20 protein-coding genes are annotated in these 19146 nt (G+C 71.1%); 8 read left to right on the forward strand and 12 right to left on the reverse strand.

Going from position 1 to position 19146, the window contains the following annotated elements; translation table 11 throughout:
* Nucleotide 1 precedes the first annotated feature (1 nt).
* Entirely contained in the window at nt 2-763 is a 762-nt protein-coding gene (locus OG819_RS06605) for a hypothetical protein (protein ID WP_266628330.1), read from the reverse strand.
* A gap of 298 nt (nt 764-1061) precedes the next feature.
* On the opposite strand from OG819_RS06605, the gene OG819_RS06610 reads away from it, so the two are divergent.
* Genes OG819_RS06610 through OG819_RS06620 form a run of 3 tightly spaced genes read left to right on the forward strand, consistent with a single transcriptional unit; the run spans nt 1062 to nt 4234 of the window.
* On the forward strand, nt 1062-2483 hold the full coding sequence (locus OG819_RS06610; RefSeq protein WP_266628328.1) for a CBS domain-containing protein: 1422 nt from the start codon (nt 1062-1064) through the stop codon (nt 2481-2483).
* Nucleotides 2473-3057, forward strand: coding sequence for a DUF1003 domain-containing protein (locus OG819_RS06615; protein ID WP_266628326.1), 585 nt, complete (start codon nt 2473-2475; stop codon nt 3055-3057). The genes OG819_RS06610 and OG819_RS06615 overlap by 11 nt, the downstream gene beginning before the upstream one ends.
* Nucleotides 3058-3100: 43 nt before the next feature.
* On the forward strand, nt 3101-4234 hold the full coding sequence (locus tag OG819_RS06620) for an Mrp/NBP35 family ATP-binding protein (RefSeq protein ID WP_266648433.1): 1134 nt from the start codon (nt 3101-3103) through the stop codon (nt 4232-4234).
* Between the two features lie 133 nt (nt 4235-4367).
* On the opposite strand, the gene OG819_RS06625 is transcribed toward OG819_RS06620, so the two are convergent.
* The 5 genes from OG819_RS06625 to sigE all read right to left on the reverse strand — a co-directional run bounded on the left by OG819_RS06625 (nt 4368) and on the right by sigE (nt 9454).
* Entirely contained in the window at nt 4368-5024 is a 657-nt protein-coding gene (locus tag OG819_RS06625; protein ID WP_266628322.1) for a hypothetical protein, read from the reverse strand.
* Between the two features lie 179 nt (nt 5025-5203).
* Nucleotides 5204-5671 carry a sec-independent translocase gene (locus tag OG819_RS06630; protein ID WP_266648435.1) on the reverse strand — a complete coding sequence of 156 codons (468 nt, stop codon included), beginning with the start codon at nt 5669-5671 and terminating at the stop codon, nt 5204-5206.
* Nucleotides 5672-5881: 210 nt separating this feature from the next.
* The gene (locus OG819_RS06635; protein ID WP_266648437.1) at nt 5882-7636 is read right to left on the reverse strand and encodes a trypsin-like peptidase domain-containing protein; all 1755 of its coding nucleotides are present in this window, start codon (nt 7634-7636) and stop codon (nt 5882-5884) included.
* A gap of 139 nt (nt 7637-7775) precedes the next feature.
* Nucleotides 7776-8756: an anti-sigma factor gene (locus OG819_RS06640; protein WP_266648438.1), complete on the reverse strand. Its 981-nt coding sequence runs from the start codon at nt 8754-8756 to the stop codon at nt 7776-7778.
* Nucleotides 8753-9454 (reverse strand): RNA polymerase sigma factor SigE, encoded by a 702-nt coding sequence (sigE, locus tag OG819_RS06645; RefSeq protein ID WP_266436264.1) that lies wholly within the window; start codon nt 9452-9454, stop codon nt 8753-8755. Before sigE ends, OG819_RS06640 begins: the two co-directional genes overlap by 4 nt.
* Nucleotides 9455-9868: 414 nt before the next feature.
* Between sigE and OG819_RS06650 the strand changes: the two genes are divergently transcribed.
* Complete coding sequence (locus OG819_RS06650; protein WP_054228219.1) at nt 9869-10393, forward strand: O-methyltransferase; 525 nt, start codon at nt 9869-9871, stop codon at nt 10391-10393.
* A 144-nt stretch (nt 10394-10537) separates the two neighbouring features.
* Here OG819_RS06650 and OG819_RS06655 read toward each other — a convergent pair whose 3' ends face one another.
* Nucleotides 10538-10705 (reverse strand): DUF3117 domain-containing protein, encoded by a 168-nt coding sequence (locus tag OG819_RS06655; protein WP_003966491.1) that lies wholly within the window; start codon nt 10703-10705, stop codon nt 10538-10540.
* Nucleotides 10706-11068: 363 nt separating this feature from the next.
* On the opposite strand from OG819_RS06655, the gene OG819_RS06660 reads away from it, so the two are divergent.
* Nucleotides 11069-11872: an enoyl-CoA hydratase/isomerase family protein gene (locus OG819_RS06660; protein WP_266628307.1), complete on the forward strand. Its 804-nt coding sequence runs from the start codon at nt 11069-11071 to the stop codon at nt 11870-11872.
* A gap of 81 nt (nt 11873-11953) precedes the next feature.
* Here the strand turns inward: OG819_RS06660 and OG819_RS06665 are convergent, their stop codons facing one another.
* Entirely contained in the window at nt 11954-12535 is a 582-nt protein-coding gene (locus tag OG819_RS06665) for a DNA-3-methyladenine glycosylase I (protein WP_323139327.1), read from the reverse strand.
* Nucleotides 12532-12882: a DivIVA domain-containing protein gene (locus OG819_RS06670; RefSeq protein ID WP_266648440.1), complete on the reverse strand. Its 351-nt coding sequence runs from the start codon at nt 12880-12882 to the stop codon at nt 12532-12534. Before OG819_RS06670 ends, OG819_RS06665 begins: the two co-directional genes overlap by 4 nt.
* 192 nt (nt 12883-13074) lie before the next feature.
* On the opposite strand from OG819_RS06670, the gene folP reads away from it, so the two are divergent.
* Nucleotides 13075-13935 carry a dihydropteroate synthase gene (gene folP / locus OG819_RS06675; protein WP_266585541.1) on the forward strand — a complete coding sequence of 287 codons (861 nt, stop codon included), beginning with the start codon at nt 13075-13077 and terminating at the stop codon, nt 13933-13935.
* A 64-nt stretch (nt 13936-13999) separates the two neighbouring features.
* On the opposite strand, the gene OG819_RS06680 is transcribed toward folP, so the two are convergent.
* Nucleotides 14000-14758, reverse strand: coding sequence for a TIGR00730 family Rossman fold protein (locus tag OG819_RS06680; protein WP_266628303.1), 759 nt, complete (start codon nt 14756-14758; stop codon nt 14000-14002).
* 108 nt (nt 14759-14866) lie between these two features.
* Complete coding sequence (dapE, locus tag OG819_RS06685) at nt 14867-15946, reverse strand: succinyl-diaminopimelate desuccinylase (protein WP_266628301.1); 1080 nt, start codon at nt 15944-15946, stop codon at nt 14867-14869.
* A 97-nt stretch (nt 15947-16043) separates the two neighbouring features.
* Here dapE and OG819_RS06690 point away from each other — a divergent pair, with 97 nt between their 5' ends.
* Both OG819_RS06690 and OG819_RS06695 read left to right on the forward strand, forming a co-directional pair.
* Nucleotides 16044-17042 (forward strand): heavy metal transporter, encoded by a 999-nt coding sequence (locus OG819_RS06690; RefSeq protein ID WP_266628299.1) that lies wholly within the window; start codon nt 16044-16046, stop codon nt 17040-17042.
* A 350-nt stretch (nt 17043-17392) separates the two neighbouring features.
* Nucleotides 17393-17836, forward strand: coding sequence for an ATP-binding protein (locus tag OG819_RS06695; RefSeq protein ID WP_266436279.1), 444 nt, complete (start codon nt 17393-17395; stop codon nt 17834-17836).
* A 120-nt stretch (nt 17837-17956) separates the two neighbouring features.
* Here OG819_RS06695 and OG819_RS06700 read toward each other — a convergent pair whose 3' ends face one another.
* Nucleotides 17957-19054: a bifunctional succinyldiaminopimelate transaminase/glutamate-prephenate aminotransferase gene (locus tag OG819_RS06700; protein ID WP_266628297.1), complete on the reverse strand. Its 1098-nt coding sequence runs from the start codon at nt 19052-19054 to the stop codon at nt 17957-17959.
* Nucleotides 19055-19146: the final 92 nt, after the last annotated feature.

A 19146-nucleotide genomic window follows, 5' to 3' on the forward strand; every position in this document is an offset into this window, starting at 1 on the left:
ACTACGACGTCGGCAGCTGCTGACCGTAGTCCACGGTCTCGTCCTTGGCGGGTTCCGCGAGGGCGAAGTCCTTGCCCCAGTCACTGAGGCTGAGCGTGCCCGCGTCACCCGCGCGGACCAGGAGCAGCGGGTACGGGGTTCCCTTCAGGGAGACGTCCAGGGTGCCGCCCGCGCCCTTGTCGCCGGTGATGCGGATGGTGCGGACGCCGGACTGCTCGTGGTGGCCGTCCGTGGCGAGGGAGCCGTGCAGGGTCAGCAGACCGTCGAGCAGGACGTCCTTGTCCGTGAAACTGATGAAGCGCTTGTAGGCCGGGTCGCCGCTCGGGACCTTCACGTACTTGCCGTCGAGCTTGTCGGCGGCCGCGGTGTCCGCCGAGGAGGTGGCACCGCTCTTGCCGCCCTGATGGTTCCAGAACTCGGCGCCGGCCTTGAGGAAGAGGCGCCGGCCGACCCGGAGCAGATGGAAGCTCGCACCCTCCGAGGTGACCGAACCGGTGCCACCGTCGGTCTTCAGCCGCATGTCGAGCTTGTACGTACGCCCGTTCGACACCACGGTCCCGGCGAGTCTCACCGTCTCGGCGGACGTGGCGGCCTTGCGCGTCTTCGACTGGATCTCGGTGGCGGACAGCTTCCCCACACCGTTCGTGCCCGCGTCCGGATCCTCACTACCGCACCCCGTCAGCCCCGTCCCCGTCACGACCAGTGCGCACATCGCGCCCACCAGTGCGGCCCTGCGGGTACGGCCCTGGGAAATCGCAGTCACAGGTGGGGCTGCCTTTCATACGGGTGTCCATGCGGGTGTCCATACGCGTGTCCGTGCGGGTGCCCATGCCGGGGTAGCCGTGCCGGGTGTCCCCAACGGCGTACGGCAGCGTACCGGTGCCGCGCCTGCCCGGCGGAGCCAGTCCGTCCGGACCGCTCACCAGGGCGTATCCGACTGGGACGGGCTAGCCTGAAGCCCACCTGAGCGGACACGTCGGGACCAAACGCGCGTACGGAGAAAGCCGGCAAGCGTCCGGAGCAACACGGAGAAAGCAACACGGAAAGAAGGAGGCGCGGGCATGGCCGCGAGCGCCCCCCGGATCTTCGTCTCGCACCTCGCCGGTGTCGCCGTCTTCGATCCCAGCGGCGACCAGGTGGGCCGCGTGCGGGACCTGGTCGCCATGCTCCGTGTCGGACGCCGCCCGCCCCGGCTGCTCGGGCTGGTCGTGGAACTCTCCACCCGGCGGCGCATCTTCCTGCCCATGACCCGTGTCATCGGCATCGAGTCCGGCCAGGTCATCACCACCGGTGTCCTGAACGTGCGCCGCTTCGAACAGCGGCCCACCGAGCGGCTCGTCTTCGGCGAACTGCTCGACCGCCGGGTCCGGCTCGTCGAGACCGACGAGGAGGTGACCGTGCTCGACGTGTCCGTCCAGCAGCGGCCGGCCCGCCGGGAGTGGGAGATCGGCCGCGTCTTCGTGCGCAGGGGTCGCAGCGGGACCTTCCGGCGCACCAAGGGCGAGACGATGACCGTCGACTGGTCCGCCGTCACCGGGTTCTCGCTGGAGGAGCACGGACAGGGCGCCGAGAGCCTCCTCGCCACCTTCGAGCAGCTGCGCGCGGCCGACCTGGCCAACGTCCTGCACCACCTGTCGCCGAAACGGCGCGGGGAGGTGGCCGCCGCCCTGGCCGACGACCGCCTCGCCGACGTCCTGGAGGAGCTCCCCGAGGACGACCAGATCGAGATCCTGGGCAAGCTCAAGGAGGAGCGCGCCGCCGACGTCCTGGAGGCAATGGACCCCGACGACGCGGCCGACCTGCTCGCCGAACTCCCCGAGGCCGACGTGGAACGGCTGCTGACGCTGATGCGGCCCGACGAGGCGGCCGACGTACGACGGCTGATGGCGTACGAGGAGCGGACCGCCGGCGGTCTGATGACGACCGAGCCCATCGTGCTGCGGCCCGACGCCACGGTCGCCGACGCGCTCGCCCGGGTCCGCAACCCCGACCTGTCCCCCGCGCTCGCCGCCCAGGTGTACGTGTGCCGCCCGCCGGACGAGACGCCGACCGGGAAGTACCTCGGCACGGTGCACTTCCAGCGGCTGCTGCGCGACCCGCCGTACACGCTGGTCAGTTCGATACTCGACGACGATCTGCAGACCCTCGCGCCGGACGCGGCGCTGCCCGTCGTCGCCGGGTTCTTCGCCACGTACGACATGGTCGCGGCGCCCGTCGTCGACGAGAGCGGCTCGCTGCTCGGCGCGGTGACCGTGGACGACGTACTGGACCACATGCTGCCGGAGGACTGGCGCGAGACCGAGTTCCATCTGCGCGAGGACGACCCCCAGGACGAACCACTGGACGAACCTCAGGACGGGCGCCTGCGCGAACTCGAGGACGACCGCGAGGACGACCGGGGAGACGACGAGGAAGGCGATCAGGAAGGCGATCAGGAAGAAGCCCGTGAAGGCGTGGACGAAGGGGGGCGCGATGGGACCTGACCGCGAGACCCGCGAACGGGCCGCCACCGGGGCGACCGCCGCCACCCGGCCCCGCACCCGCCTCGACCAGCCGCTGCCGCCGCGCCGCCGGCTGATGCCCGAGTGGGACCCGGAGGCGTTCGGGCGGCTGTCGGAGCGGATCGCGCGTTTCCTCGGCACCGGACGGTTCATCGTCTGGATGACGGTCGTCATCATCCTGTGGCTGGTGTGGAACATCGCGGCGCCGCGTCATCTGCGCTTCGACCCGTACCCGTTCATCTTCCTGACCCTGTTGCTCTCGCTGCAGGCCTCCTACGCCGCCCCGCTGATCCTCCTCGCGCAGAACCGCCAGGACGACCGCGACCGGGTCAACCTCGAACAGGACCGCAAGCAGAACGAGCGGTCGATCGCGGACACCGAGTACCTCACCCGGGAGATCGCCGCCCTGCGCATGGGCCTCGGCGAGGTCGCCACCCGCGACTGGATCCGCTCCGAATTCCAGGACCTGATCAAGGAGCTGGAGGAACACCGTTCCGACGGCCGGGTCGTATTCCGGGCAGAACGGCCGCCACGACGTGACGTAGACGACCGCTGACGGGGCTTTCCGGGCCCGGGGCCGGGCACCGTACCATCGTCCTATGGCTACGGAAGACGCGGTGCGCGAAGCACTGGCGACGGTGAACGACCCCGAGATCCAGCGACCCATCACCGAGCTGGGGATGGTCAAATCGGTGGAGATCGGTGCGGATGGCGCGGTCGCGGTCACCGTGTATCTGACCGTCTCCGGCTGCCCGATGCGCGAGACCATCACGAAGAACGTGACGGAGGCGGTCTCGGCGGTCGAGGGCGTCACCCGCGTCGCCGTGACCCTGGACGTGATGAGCGACGAGCAGCGCAAGGAGTTGGCGACCGCGCTGCGCGGCGGGCAGGCCGAGCGCGAGGTGCCCTTCGCCAAGCCGGGCTCGCTCACCCGCGTGTACGCGGTCGCCTCCGGCAAGGGCGGCGTCGGCAAGTCCTCGGTGACCGTGAACCTCGCGGCGGCGATGGCGGCCGACGGCCTCAAGGTCGGCGTGGTCGACGCGGACATCTACGGCCACTCGGTGCCCCGTATGCTCGGCGCCGACGGCCGTCCGACCCAGGTCGAGAACATGATCATGCCGCCGTCCGCGCACGGCGTGAAGGTCATCTCCATCGGCATGTTCACCCCGGGCAACGCACCGGTCGTCTGGCGCGGACCGATGCTCCACCGCGCCCTCCAGCAGTTCCTGGCGGACGTCTTCTGGGGCGACCTGGACGTCCTGCTCCTGGACCTCCCGCCGGGCACGGGCGACATCGCGATCTCGGTGGCCCAGCTGGTCCCGAACGCGGAGATCCTGGTCGTCACCACCCCGCAGCAGGCGGCGGCCGAGGTCGCCGAGCGGGCCGGCTCCATCGCCGTCCAGACCCACCAGAAGATCGTGGGCGTGGTCGAGAACATGTCGGGCCTGCCCTGTCCGCACTGCGGCGAGATGGTCGACGTCTTCGGCACGGGCGGCGGTCAGAGCGTCGCCGACGGCCTGACCCGCACCACCGGCGCGAGCGTTCCCGTCCTCGGCTCCATCCCGATCGACGTCCGCCTGCGCGAGGGCGGCGACGAGGGCAAGCCGGTCGTCCTGACCGACCCGGACTCCCCCGCGGGCTCCGCCCTGCGCGCCATCGCCGGCAAGCTCGGCGGCCGCCAGCGAGGCCTGTCCGGCATGTCCCTGGGCATCACCCCGAGGAACAAGTTCTGAGCAACAGGTTCCAGCACTTTCCAACCCCGGAGAGGTGAACGCGCCCCATCAGGGGCGCGGGGAACTGCGCGACCAGCCACGACGGCCCGCAGCCATAGACGGCGCAGTTCCCGCAAACCCCCGGAGGGCACCGTCACGCGTACGCCGCGATGTCCTTGATCATGGCGAAGCCCAGCCCGTACGCACTCATCCCCCGGCCGTACGCCCCCACATGGACCCCCATCTGGGTGGAACCCGCGAGGACCCAGCCGAACTCCAACTCGCGGTAGTGGAACGGCGTGGGGACGCCGTCCACGGGGAGGGACAGCGAGGACCAGTCGGGCCCCGCGAGGTCGTCCGCGAGGGCCCACGCCGTCTCGGTCTGCTGGTCCAGCCAGTCGTCCCGCCGGGTGTGGTCCATCTGGCCGGGCCAGGTGAAGGACAGCAGCCCCACCCCGGCCAGCCAGGCCGCCGAGGACACCGACGTGGCCTCAAGGAGCCCCGTCCCGTCCGCGCTGCGGCGCGAGGGGCTCGCGGCGACGGTCACCACGACCGCGAACCGCTCCTTGTCCTCCGTCGACTCGCCGCGCACCGAGGGCTCTTCCCCGTGCCCGATCGAACCGTGCTCGACGGCACCGTCCGCCGACGTACCGACCTGCATCAGCCAGCGCGGCCCCGTGAAGGCCTCGTCGAGGCCGTACCACGGGAAGGGCGCCAGCAGGTAGCCATCGGCCGTGCGGCGGGCGAAGGGGACGTGCTGTCCGCCTTCCGCGGCCGGCGCCTGCGTGCCTACCCGACTTGTCGTCTCCATCTGCCCGGACGCCTCCTTGCTCTCGTCGGACCGGGCGGCCCGCCCCCCTCGGGCGTCCTCAGCAGTCCGCACAACAACTGGGCAGCATAGCCACACCGCTTCGAGCAGCAGGGAAAGCACCCCGCGCGTGGGGCGCGCACGCGCCGTTTTCAGGCCGTGTCAGACGTCTGCGGGACGGCTCAGGTGGCGTCGGCGTCGAACGGCGGGCGCTCGTCCGGGTCGCTCTGCTCGGGCTTCTTCGTCATGTCGATCGAACCGCCGGACGAACCCGAGGACGAGGACGAGGACGAGGAAGACGAGGAGGACGAGGAGGACGAGTCCGTGTCGCGGCTGTGGACCGCGTCCGTGACCTCGGCCATCTCCTTCTTCAGATCGAAGCCGTTGCGGATCTCCTTGAGCCCCAGCTCGTCGTTGTCCAGCTGCTTGCGGATGAACGTCTTGGGGTTGAGGTCCTCGAATTCGAAGTCCTTGAACTCCGGTCCGAGTTCCTCACGGATGTCCGCCTTGGCGCTCTCCGAGAACTCACGGATCTTGCGGATGGTGCGGGTGACGTCCTGAATCATCTTCGGGAGCTTTTCCGGACCGAAGACGAGCACGGCAAGGACAACGAGCGTCACCAGCTCGAGCGGTCCTATGTCATTGAACACCTGAAGCTCCTTGCGATGTCCTCAGTCCTCGGGCCCTCGGGGTTCTTCCGTGGTCCGGGCCGGGTCCACGGTACCCGTCGATCCCGTCCGTCCGGAACTGTCCCGGGGCTTCAGGGTTCGTGTACACGACGAGTTTCCCCGGATGTTCGCCGCTCAGGACGGGCTTCGGGTCGCTCCTGTGAAGTTCATGTCAGTTGCTGTCCATAAAGATCAGCCGCCGTTCGCGGAGCCGAGGACCAGGGTGACGGTCCGCTGTGAGCCGCCCCGCCTGAGGGTCAGCCGGAGCCGGTCGCCAGGACGGTGGGCGCGGGTCTTCACGATCAGCTCCTCGCCGGAGTGGACGGGCTGTCCGTCGACCTCGGTGATGACGTCGCCGGCCTTGATGCCCGCCTTGGCCCCGGGGCCGTCCGCGGTGACCGGCGCGCCGCCGCCGGCCTTCGTCCCGACCCGGGCGCCGTCACCCGTGTAGTCCATGTCGAGCATGACCCCGATCACCGGGTGGGTCGCCCTGCCGGTGTTGATCAGCTCCTCGGCGACGCGCTTGGCCTGGTTGACGGGGATGGCGAAGCCCAGCCCGATGGAACCGGCCTGACCGCCCTGGAGGTCGGTGCCGCTGTCGGCGGAGCGGATGGCGCTGTTGATGCCGATGACGCGGGCCCGGGAGTCGAGGAGGGGGCCGCCGGAGTTGCCGGGGTTGATGGGCGCGTCGGTCTGCAGCGCGTCGACGTACGAGACGTCGCTCCCGTCGCCCTTCTCGCCGCCCGCCGTGATGGGCCGCTCCTTGGCGCTGATGATCCCGGAGGTGACGGTGTTGGCGAGGTCGAAGGGCGCGCCGATGGCGACGACGGGGTCGCCCACCTGGACGCTGTCGGAGTTGCCCAGGGGCATCGGCCGGAGCCCACCGACCCCCGACACCTTGACCACGGCGAGGTCGTAGCCACTGTCGTGCCCGACGACGGTCGCCTTGGCGCTCTGGCCGCCGCTGAACGTCACGGTTATCTCGCCGCCGCTGCCAGCCGGCTGGACCACGTGGTTGTTGGTGAGGATGTGACCCCGGGTGTCGAGCACGAACCCGGTGCCGGTGTCCTCTTCGCCGCCCCCGCGCACATGCAGGGTGACCACGCTGGGCAGCGCGCGGGCCGCTATCCCGGCCACGCTGTCCGGGGCCCGCCCGGACGGCTCCTCGGCGGCTTGCGGCAGCGTGATGTCACCGACCCCGCCGTTGCGCTCCAGATAGGCCCCTACGGCGCCGCCGACGCCTCCGCAGACGACGGCGAGCAGCACGGCCCCGAGAGCCAGCGCCTTCTTCGCCCGCTTACGTCGTTGAGTCCTCGTCTCGACAGCCGCCCCGGTCTGCTGGAGCGGTCCGGGTGCGGCCCAGGGGTCGTAGTTCTGCCACGGGGTGGGCGCGGGGTGGTGGGTGCCCGTGTACGGGGCCGGGGGCGGGCCCGGAGGCATCGCGGTGCCGTGCGCGGAGGTCGCCGCCGGGTGCTGGACGGGCGGGGCGGGCGCCCAGGGGCCCGGCTCGCCGTAGGGCGGGGTGCTGTAGGGGTCGGGGTCATGCAGGGGCCGGGGACGGTCCACGGAGGCCTGCTGCGCCGGTACGGCGGCGACCGGGGCCTGGCCTGCGGGCACCACGTCGGCAGGACCACCGGCCGCGGACGCCTCCGCACCCGGCACGCTCTCTTGAAGAACCGCCGCGGGACGCGCCAACTCGAAGTCACCGTCGCCGGTGTCGCTCCCGGCAATGGACCCTGATGGGGCGACGTCGGGAGCGACCGTGCCCGACCAGACGGCGTCCGACGAGGCGGCACCCGACGAGGCCGCGGCCGTCGACGGCCGGTCCAGTTCGTAGTCCCCGTCGGACCCGAAGACGCCCTCGACCGGACCCACCGCGCCGGCCCCCGGAGGAACCGGGCGGGGCCGACTCCACCACTTCGCCTTCGTGGGCTTCCCCTCGTTCATGCTCTCCCCACACCTGGCCCGCGGCACACCACGCCGACGGTCACCGCAGATTGCCGACTCCGCGTCCGGGAATCCCTCCGGCGGACGCGGTCCACCCTGGGATTCAACCAGGTTCCGGGGCCGGGGCGCAGAGGGCCGGTCAGTGGGCGGTACGGGAGGAGGGGGACGGGGAGGAGGAGGGGGGCGAGGTGATGACCGGGGCGGCGAGCAGGTCCGGAGTCGTGAGGCCGGGCGGCGTCGACCAGGAGGTCCGCGCGATCGGCTGGGCCTCGGTGAGCGGATGTATGAGCGGGGACATCGCGGCGGCACCGGCCACCACGGGGGTGGTCAGCGTGTGCATGACGTCGTCTGCCCGGGTCGCCGGAGCGGGGACTCCGGGGAGCAGAGGCGCGGACACCGAGGTCGGTACCGCGGGCGCCGCGCCGAGCGAACGCTCGCCCTGGGCGAGCAGCGGCCCGTCGGAGCGGCGGCGCTGAGTCTCGGGAGCCGTCGCGGCCCCCGAGCCCGGCGTACGCATCGGTGTCACATTGCTTCCGCCGGAGCCGCCGCGCGCGTCCGTGGTGTCGGCCGGCACTCCGGTCGACACCCCGCCGAGCGCGACCGCGGCCAGCGACACCGCACCGGCCGCGGCGACCGCGAAGCGCAGCCCGCGCGAGGCCGATCTGTCGGTCTCGTGACGGCTGACGTCATGAATGCGGAAACCGCGTCCGGAGGCGGGGGGCAGCACGTCGCCGTGCGGCGCCGCGGGCACGTACCCGAAGGGCTCTCCGCGCACTCCGAAGACGCCGGTCACCGGGGGGCCGGAGGGGAGTCTTCCGCCGAATCCGCCCCCGCCGAACGGTGAGCCGTCACCGCCGTCGAAGTCACCTCCCCCGGGAAGTCCCTGGAGACGGGCCAGGAAGCTCTCGGAGGGGGGCGGAGGGGCGACTTCCGCGAACACGTTCTTCAGTCGGCGCTGGGCGTCCGCCTCGGCCTTGCACTTCGCACAGGTGACGAGGTGGGCCAGGACGCGCTCGCGCGACTCGTGACCGAGCTCCCCGTCCACCAGGGCGGAGAGTCGGTCCCCAAGATGCTGGTCGGCTACACGCCGCTCCGTAGGGTTGGGCCGGGATCCACTCACGCGGTCGCGCCCCCTCCTCCCAGCGCGGGAACTCCCGTGATCGCGAAGCCGCGGCGCTCGGCACGGGCCTCGGGAGACCGGTGCGCGAGGGCCTTGCGCAGCTGCGAACGGCCACGGTGGATCCGGCTGCGGACCGTACCGAGCTTGACGCCCAGGGTCGCGGCGATCTCCTCGTAGGAGAGTCCCTCGATGTCGCACAGGACGACCGCGGCGCGGAACTCGGGCGCGAGCGTGTCCAGCGCCTGCTGGACGTCCGCGTCGAAGTGCGCGTCGTTGAAGACCTGCTGCGGGGAGGGCTCGCGGCTGGGCAGGCGCTCGGCCGCGTCGTCACCGAGGGCGTCGAAGCGGATACGCTGCTTGCGGCGCACCATGTCGAGGAAGAGGTTCGTGGTGATGCGGTGCAGCCAGCCCTCGAAGGTGCCGGGGGTGTAGGTCGACAGGGAGCGGAAGACGCGGACGAAGACCTCCTGGGTGAGGTCCTCGGCGTCGTGCTGGTTGCCCGTCAGGCGGTAGGCGAGCCGGTAGACCCGGCCGCTGTGCGTGCTGACGATCTCCTCCCAGGTGGGCGGAGTCCACGCCTGCGGCTCCGCGTCGGTGGTGAACGTCGCGGTCTGCGCTGGGGCAGCAGCATGGAACTTGTCAGCGATGTCGGTCACGGATTTCGGCTCACCCGTCGATCTGAGGAGGCGCCGCAGCACCCCGCCCCGATCCACAGGCGCAGCCGCACCTCCCCTGTCGGCTCTGGTGGTGTCCAGCGGAGCCCCTACCATAGCCACCTCGCCCGTTAGCTCCGGATAAGCGGTTTTACGCGAATTTGATACGCGCTCATATGGCCGCGTCAGCACGTGATCGCCACCCCGCTCCACACCCCGTTCCACGTACCGATCCATCGACTTTCCCCCGCTCTGTTTCCGCACCCCTCTAAACGCCTGGTCCCATCTGCGGGTTCCCGGCACCAACGGATACAGTCACGCCCAGGCAATCACGGGGACAGGGAGAGGGTCATTACCGGCAACCGGCAGACGAGCTGGGCGTTCGCCGACGCCTTTGTCGCCGAGGACGAAGCGCTGCACTGGGCCCGCGACCGGGCCCACGAGGCAGGGCTGCGCCCGGTGTCGCCCGGCACGGGCGCCGCGCTGCGGTTGCTCGCCGCCACCGTGGACGCGAAAGCGGTGGCGGAGATCGGGACCGGGACCGGCGTCTCCGGAATTCATCTGCTGCACGGCATGCGGCCGGACGGGGTACTGACCACCGTCGATCCGGAACCGGACCGCCAGCAGTTCGCCCGGCAGGCCTTCCGCGCGGCCGGCTTCGCCAGCAACCGCGCCCGCTTCATCCCGGGCCGCGCGCTGGACGTCCTGCCGCGGCTCGCGGACGCCGGCTACGACCTCGTCTTCTGCGACGGCGATCGTCTGGAGTGCCTGGACTACCTCGCTGAATCGTTGCGCCTGCTGCGCCCGGGCGGGCTGGTCGTCTTCGAGGGTGTCTTCGCGGACGGCCGCACGGTCGAATCGGGACCGCAGCCCGCCGAGGTCGGCCGGCTGCGCGAACTGCTGCGCGCGGTGCGTGAGAGCCAGGACCTGGTGCCCTCGCTGCTGCCGGTGGGCGACGGGTTGCTGTGCGGGGTCAAGCGCTGACCGCACGCTCGGCCCGCACCTGGAATACATCTCTGACCTGCATCGATATACATGGCGTGCGACGCTGACGCACCCCGGGAAAACCACCGCCCCGGCACCGAATACGATGCCGGGGCAGCTGAAAAGGTATGGTCGCGTTCCGCGTCAGCCGACGACCTTCTTGAGGGCGTCGCCGAGCGCGTCAGCCTCGTCAGGGGTCAGCTCGACGACGAGTCGACCGCCGCCTTCGAGCGGAACGCGCATGACGATGCCCCGCCCCTCCTTGGTCACCTCGAGCGGGCCATCGCCCGTCCGCGGCTTCATGGCCGCCATGCTCGTTCCCCTTCCTGAAACCAGCTCATCGTCGCCGACGGCCCCTTGAAGGGCACGCACGTCCCCTCATAGGACACACGTCACCGGCATCGAACACATTGCTTCCAGGCCATTATCCCGCATCTCAGGACCCGATGACCAACATCAGTCGGCATCGCTTGCGCAACGCGCTTGAGCAAAACCACTCAATTCGGCGATGTGGCTGCGATACTGCGCCGCCGCATCGACTTCCACGGCGCGGAATTCTTTGACGCAGGTCACATGTCCACTCCACGCCCCGGACCGTGATCTCCGCCATGCTGTCCTCGTACCCAGGACGTACCGGCCGGTACGTCGGAGCCGCGACACCGGAGGGGACCCACCATGGCCGACACCGTGCTCTACGAGGTGAGCGACGGACTCGCGACGATCACGCTGAACCGCCCCGAGGCGATGAACGCGATGAACACAGAGACCAAGGTCGCCCTCCGGGACGCCGCGCAGGCCGCCGCGGCGGACGACGGCGTGCGGGCGATCCTGCTCACCGCCGCCGGTGACCGCGCGTTCTGCGTCGGGCAGGACCTCAAGGAGCACATCGGGCTGCTGGCCGCCGACAAGGAGTCGGGGTCGCGGCACACGATGACCACCGTGCGCGATCACTACAACCCGATCGTGCGCGCACTCACCGGCGCCCCGAAGCCCGTGGTGGCCGCGGTGAACGGCGTCGCCGCGGGAGCCGGGTTCGGCTTCGCCCTCTGCGCGGACTACCGGATCGTCGCCGACACCGCCGCCTTCAACACGTCCTTCGCCAGGGTCGCGCTGACCGCCGACTCGGGCATGTCGTGGACCCTGCCGCGGGTGATCGGCCCGGGCCGCGCGGCCGATCTGCTTCTCTTCCCGCGCAGCATCACCGCGCAGGAGGCCTACGAACTGGGGATCGCCAACCGGCTCGTCCCGGCGTCCGAGCTGCGCGGCGAGGCCGAGAAGGTGGCGCGGGCGCTGGCGGCGGGGCCGACGGTCGCGTATGCGGCGCTGAAGGAGGCCGTGGCCTATGGGCTCACCCACTCCTTGGACGAGACCCTTGAGAAGGAGGACGAGCTGCAGGCGCGAGCGGGGGCGTCCGAGGACCATGTGATCGCGGTGCAGGCGTTCGTCAACAAGGAGAAGCCGAAGTACTTGGGGCGGTAACGCTTCGCTGGATTCGGCGGGCGGAGGTCCGTACGGGAACTGCGGGCCGTCTGTGGCTGGTCGCGCAGTTCCCCGCGCCCCTCAGGGGGCGCTCCTGGCCGCGCAATCCTCCAAGTGGTCGTTCACCAGCCCGCAGGCCTGCATGAGCGCGTAGGCCGTGGTCGGGCCCACGAAGCGGATGCCGCGCTTCTTGAGGGTCTTGGAGAGGGCCGTCGACTCGTCGGTGACGGCCGGGACGTCGGCCAGCCGCTTCGGCGCCGGGCGGGTGGCCGGGTCGGGGGCGAAGGACCAGACCAGCTCGTCCAGCTCGCCCGGCGCCCAGTCGGCCAGCACACGCGCGTTGGCGACGGTCGCCTCGATCTTGGCGCGGTTGCGGATGATGCCCGCGTCGCCGAGGAGGCGCTCCTTGTCGGCGTCCGTGAACGCGGCCACCGAGGCGATCTTGAAGTCGGCGAAGGCGGACCGGAAACCCTCCCTGCGGCGCAGGATGGTGATCCAGGACAGCCCCGACTGGAAGGCCTCCAGGCAGAGCCGCTCGTACAGCGCGTCGTCGCCGTGGACCGGGCGGCCCCACTCCTCGTCGTGGTACGAGACGTAGTCCTCGGTGGACAGGGCCCACGGGCAGCGCAGCGCGCCGTCGCGCCCGGCGAGCGCGTCACTCACTGCTGCTCCCCCTCGGCCGGCTTGCGCAGCGACGTGGTCGCGATGGCGCGGGCGCCGGCCAGCGCGGCCTCCAGGTCGGCGATCCGGGCGTCACGCTCGGCGAGCTCGGCACCGAGCCGGCCGAGGGCGTCGTCCACGTCCGCCATGCGGTAGCCACGGGCGGCGAGCGGGAAGCGCACGGACTCCACGTCCGCGCGGTTCACCGGCCGGTCCTGCGGCAGCGGGTCCACCAGCCGATCGGGCTCGGCGTCGGGAAGGGGGGCGCTCTCGCCGCCGCCCACCACGGACAGTGTCACCGCGGCGACCACGACGGCGAGCGCGACGACCAGGAACAAGAACATGAACATCGCTGAGGTCCCCACGCTCTGGTGCCGACGCGTTGGGCGCCGGCGCGAAAGTACTGAAGCTATTGAAAATGTCTGACGAGTGCCGAAGCCGTCCGGCGCTGAAAGTGTCAGGGTCCGATCGTGCCATGCGAGTCTGGCAGTTAAGGTCGCAGGCGGCTAAGCAGCCGGACTTACTAGGAGAGGTCACGGGGGATGCTCAGGCTGGGCAGGCACGAATTCGACCCGCACGAGCCGGTGATCATGGCCATCGTGAACCGGACCCCGGACTCCTTCTACGACCAGGGAGCCACCTTCCGCGACGAGCCCGCGCTCGCCCGCGTGGAACAGGCGGTGGCCGAGGGCGCCGCCATCATCGACGTCGGCGGGGTCAAGGCCGGGCCCGGGGAAGAGGTGACCGCCGAGGAGGAGGCGCGCCGTACGGTCGGTTTCGTCGCCGAGGTGCGGCGGCGGTTCCCGGACGTGATCATCAGCGTCGACACCTGGCGGCACGAGGTCGGGGAGGCGGTCTGCGAAGCGGGGGCGGATCTGCTCAACGACGCGTGGGGTGGCGTGGATCCCCGGCTCGCGGAGGTGGCCGCGCGCTACGGGGTGGGGCTGGTGTGCACCCATGCCGGGGGCGCCGAGCCTCGTACGCGGCCGCATCGGATCGCCTACGACGACGTCATGGCCGACATCCTGCGGGTGACCGTGGGACTGGCCGAGCGGGCGGTGTCCCTGGGCGTGCCCCGGGAGTCCGTGCTGATCGACCCCGGGCACGACTTCGGGAAGAACACGCGGCACAGCCTGGAGGCGACCCGGCGGCTGGGCGAGATGGTGGAGACGGGGTGGCCCGTGCTTGTGTCCCTCTCCAACAAGGACTTCGTCGGGGAGACGCTCGACAAGCCGGTGAAGGAGCGGGTGGTGGGGACGCTGGCCACGACGGCGGTGTCGGCGTGGCTGGGGGCGCAGGTGTATCGCGTCCACGAGGTCGCCGAGACCCGTCAGGTCCTGGACATGGTGGCGTCGATCGCGGGCCACCGCCCTCCGACGGTGGCCCGCCGGGGTCTGGCGTGACCTACCTCGTCCTCGAACGCCGGGCGGGCTGAAAGCCGTCAGGCGCGCGGGGAACCCCGGGCCGCTAGCGGCCCGCCTCCTTCGAGACCAGGGCGACCGCCTCTTCCACCTCGTCCGTGAGGTGGAACAGGAGGAGGTCCTTTTCGGAGGCCTTGCCCTGGGCGATCAGGGTGTTCTTGAGCCAGTCGACGAGACCGCCCCAGTACGCCGTGCCGAAGAGGACGATCGGGAAGCGGGTCACCTTCTGGGTCTGGACCAGGGTGAGGGCCTCGAAGAGTTCGTCGAGGGTGCCGAGGCCGCCGGGCAGGACCACGAAGCCCTGGGCGTACTTGACGAACATCATCTTGCGGACGAAGAAGTACCGGAAGTTGAGGCCGATGTCGACGTAGGGGTTGAGGCCCTGTTCGAAGGGGAGCTCGATCCCGAGGCCGACGGAGATGCCCCTGGCCTCGCAGGCGCCCTTGTTGGCAGCCTCCATGGCCCCGGGGCCGCCACCGGTGATGACGGCGAAACCCGCTTCGACCAGGCCGCGGCCGAGGGCGACTCCCGCCTCGTACTCGGGCGAGTCCACCGGCGTCCGGGCGGAGCCGAAGACGCTGATCGCGGGCGGGAGTTCGGCGAGCGTGCCGAAGCCTTCGATGAATTCCGACTGGATGCGCAGAACCCGCCAGGGGTCCGTGTGCACCCAGTCGGAGGGGCCGCCCGCGTCCAGCAACCGCTGGTCCGTGGTGCTCGCCTGGACCTGGTCCCGCCTGCGCAGCACCGGCCCCAGTCGCTGCTCCTCCGGTGGCTGCTTCTTGCCCTCGGGGTTGCCAGTAGCCATGTGCGCTCCCTCCGCTTGCAAGTGGTTCAGCCCCAGCCTAGATCTACGCGGGTTACGGAGGGGGGACATGCGTATGTCTGCCGTGCGCCAGGGCGGTTCGGGTCCGCCTCAGGACGTCAGCCAGGCCCGCAGGCGTTCCTCCGCCTCCGGGATCTCCGACGCCCGCACCCGCTCGTCCACCTTGTGGGCGAGGAGCGGCGCGCCGGGCCCGTAGTTCACCGCGGGCACACCGAGCGCGCTGAAGCGGGCGACGTCCGTCCAGCCGAACTTGGGGCGGGCCTCTGCGCCGACGGCCGCCAGGAAGGCCGCGGCGGCCGGGTGGGTCAGGCCGGGCCGGGCCCCGCCGGAGTGGTCGTCGACGATGAACTCGTCGATGTCGCAGTCGGCGAAGAAGTCGCGGACGAAAGCCTCGGCCTCCGCCTCGCTGCGGTCGGGCGCGTAGCGGAAGTTGACGACGACGGTGCAGACGTCGGGGATGACGTTGGTGGCCACGCCCCCCTCGACCCGGACGGCGTTGAGGCCTTCGTGGAACTGGAGTCCGTCCACGACCGGCGTGCGCGGCTCGTAGGCGGCGAGCTTGGCGAGGATCGGGGCCGCCGCGTGGATCGCGTTGGAGCCCATCCACGCGCGCGCGGAGTGGGCGCGTTCCCCCTTGGTCTTCAGGAACACCCTGAGCGTGCCCTGGCAGCCGCCCTCCACCTGGCCGTCCGTCGGTTCCAGGAGGATCGCGAAGTCGCCCGCCAGCCAGTCGGGGTGGGCCTCGGCGACGTGCTTCAGGCCGTTGAGGTGGGCGGCGACCTCTTCGTTGTCGTAGAACACGAAGGTGAGGTCGCGGTTGGGTGCGGGAACCGTGGCCGCGATGCGCAGCTGTACCGCGACGCCGGACTTCATGTCGCAGGTGCCGCAACCCCACAGGACGCCGTCCTCGTCGAGGCGGGAGGGCACGTTGCCGGCGATGGGGACCGTGTCGATGTGGCCGGCGAGGATCACGCGCTCGGGCCGCCCCAGGTTCGTACGCGCCACGACGTTGTTGCCGTACCGGTCGACCGTCAGATGCGGCAGGGCGCGCAGCGCGGCCTCGATGGCGTCCGCGAGCGGCTTCTCGTTGCCGCTCTCCGACGGGAAGTCGACGAGCCGCGCCGTGAGCTCGGCGGCGTCCAGCGTGAGGTCAAGGGTGGTGTCGGCCATGCCCTCGACCCTAATGCCCCGTGGCCGGCCCGCTGCCGCACCTGCGTTGTCCACAAGCTCACACCTCACCGACAGTCGCCTCCAGTACCTTGTACGCGTGCCAGAGCCGTCCCCCACTCCTGTCCGGCGCGGCCGCCTCTTCCGTTTCGGGGCGGCCGTCACAGTTCTGCTCGCCCTCGCGGGGTACCTCGCGGTGCAGTACCTCACGGCAGGGACAGGTGCGCCACGCTGCAGAGTCGTCTCGGGCAAGAGCGATGGCGCGTCGTACGAGTTCACCCCGGAGCAGGCGGTGAACGCGGCGACGATCTCGGCCGTCGGCACCACTCGCGGGCTGCCCGAGCGTGCCGTGGCCATCGCGCTCGCGACCGCGCTCCAGGAGTCTGGGCTGCGCAACATCCAGCACGGCGACCGTGACTCGCTCGGTCTGTTCCAGCAGCGCCCCTCGCAGGGCTGGGGGACGACGAAGCAGATCATGGACCCGACGTACGCGGCCGGCATGTTCTACGAACACCTGGCCAAGGTGCCGGGCTATACGCGGCTGCCGCTCACCGACGCCGCGCAGCGCGTCCAGCGCAGCGGCTATCCGCAGGCGTACGCGAAGCACGAGCCGGACGCGACGCTGCTGGCCGCGGCCCTGACCGGCCACGCGGCGGCCACGCTGACCTGTGAGGGCGGCCCGGGCGCGACCCCGGTCGGCGGCCCGGACTCGGTGCGCGCCGCGCTCGTACGGGACTTCGGGCACGAGGTGCTGCAGGAGGCCGGAGCCGATGTGAGCACCGCGGGCTCCGCCGCCACCCCGACGGCGTCCCCGTCGCTCTCCCCGTCGCTCTCCCCCTCGCCGGCCGTCTCCGGCCGGACCGTGACCGTGCCCGTGCGCAAGGACCCCACCGGCAGGTCCACCGTCCGCCAGCGTGGCTGGGAGCTGGCGCACTGGGCGGTGGCCAACTCCTCGGCGCTGCACATCCAACGGGTCTCCTACGCGGGACGGGAGTGGACGGCCGGGGAAAGAAGAGGCGAGTGGCGCGCGGCGGACGCCAAGGGCGACTCGACGACGACGCAGTCCGCCGCCGAGGTCCGCATCGTCACTGCGCAGTAGTGCGGGGCTTCACCCGTACGGGGGATGCCCGGCGCGGCGCGGTGCCGCTGCGCCCAGGTTTTCGCGTGCTCACTTCAGAATGCGCCGGATCCCTTGGAAACAAAGGGCCGTAAGGATTCGGCAGACTTTCCGACCGGACACGCTTTGCCCGTTTTTATCCACAACCGATAATGCGACGCATTGCCAATTCTTTACATTGGGCCACCGCAACCTTCGCGGGTTTCGAGCGGTAGTCACTGCGTCCGAGCCCGGAACGATCAACGGGTCGCCCGACAGCCGGTCGGCGGCCGGTCGGTCAACTCCCGGGCACGGGTGGACACTTCACCGTTCTCTTCCGTCTAAGGAGCATCATGTCCCTCCCCCTGACCCGCCGGATCGCCCGTGCCGCGCTGCTCATCGCAGCGGGAGCGGCGCCCGTGGTCGGTGCGGCCGGCTCCGCCAGCGCGGCGGCCGAACTCCCGGCCACCCCCAGCCTCGGCGGGCTGACCGCTCTGGACGGGGCGCACGTCGGCAGCACGGTCGACGGTGCGACACAGAGCGTCACCGGGCTCGCGGGCACGACCGGTGGCAACGCCCTCAAGAAGGCCGTCCCGGCCGCGGGCAAGACCGGTGGCAGCGTCGCCAGGACGGCGACGCCAGCCGCGCAGAAGGTGGCCGGGGACGCGGCGGGACAGGCCGGGGGTCTGCTCGGTGACACCGCGAAGACCGCCGGTGGCGGACTTCCGACGGACGCGGTGGCCAAGGGTGGTCTGCCGACGGGGCAGCTGCCGCTGAAGGGGCTGCCGCTCGGCTAGCCGCCGGGGCCGTGCACATGCTGTAGCTGTACGGCGAAGGGGTCCGGGGAGTTTCCCTGGACCCCTTCGCGTGTGTCGGTTCCTGGCGTGCGGGCCGGTGGGGGCTGGGAGCGCAGTTCCCTAGAGCGCCAGGCGCTCTACCGCCGCCGCCACCCGCTCGTCCGTCGCCGTCAGGGCCACGCGGACGAATTTTTCGCCCGCCTCGCCGTAGAAGTCGCCCGGCGCGACGAGAATGCCCAGCTCGGCCAGGTGGGCGACGGTGTCCCAGCAGGACTCGTCGCGGGTGGCCCAGAGGTACAGGCTCGCCTCGCTGTGTTCGATCCGGAAGCCGTGGCGCAGCAGTGCCTCGCGCAGGGCGCTGCGGCGGGCCGCGTAGCGCTCGCGCTGTTCGCGGACGTGGACGTCGTCCGCGAGGGCGGCGACCACCGCGGCCTGGGTCGGCGCGGACGTCATCATGCCGCCGTGCTTGCGGATCTGGAGGAGGTCGCCGAGGACCGCGGGGTCACCGGCGAGGAACGCGGCGCGGTAGCCGGCCAGGTTCGAGCGCTTCGACAGCGAGTGGACCGAGACGATCCCCTCGTACGAGCCGCCGCAGACGTCCGGGTGCAGGACCGAGACCGGGTCGGCCTCCCAGCCCAGCTCGATGTAGCACTCGTCGGAGAACACCAGGATGTCGTGCTCGCGGGCCCACGCGACGATCCGGGTGAGTTCCCGGGCGGAGAGGACCTTGCCCGTCGGGTTCGACGGGGAGTTCAGCCACAGGAGCTTCAGATCGGTCGGGTCCAGCTCCGTGGGGTCGTCGTAGACCACGTAGTCCGCGCGGGCCAGGCGCGCGCCGACCTCGTACGTCGGGTAGGCGAGGCGCGGGTAGGCGACCTTGTCGCCGGGGCCCAGGCCCAGCTGGGTGGGGAGCCAGGCGACGAGTTCCTTGGAGCCGACGACCGGGAGCACATGCCGGTGGGTGACGTCGCGTGCGCCGAGCCGCCGCTCGACCCAGCCGGTGAGCGCGTCGCGCAGTTCGGGCGTGCCCCACACCGTGGGATAGCCCGGCGAGTCCGCGGCCGCGACCAGAGCTTTCTGGATCAGCTCGGGCACCGGGTCGACCGGGGTGCCGACGGACAGGTCGACGATGCCACCCGGATGAGCGGCGGCCGTCGCCTTGAAGGGCTCCAGCTTGTCCCAGGGGAAGACGGGAAGCCGGTCGGAGACTGCGGACACGGGATCGGGCTCACTTTCTCGTTCGTACGACCCGTACGCACACGGCCTGCGTGCCTGTGGCCGGTACGGGCTGCTACGGCAAACGCCTCGGT

This window comes from Streptomyces sp. NBC_01549 (assembly GCF_026339955.1).
In the GTDB taxonomy this organism is placed as follows: Bacteria; Actinomycetota; Actinomycetes; order Streptomycetales; family Streptomycetaceae; genus Streptomyces.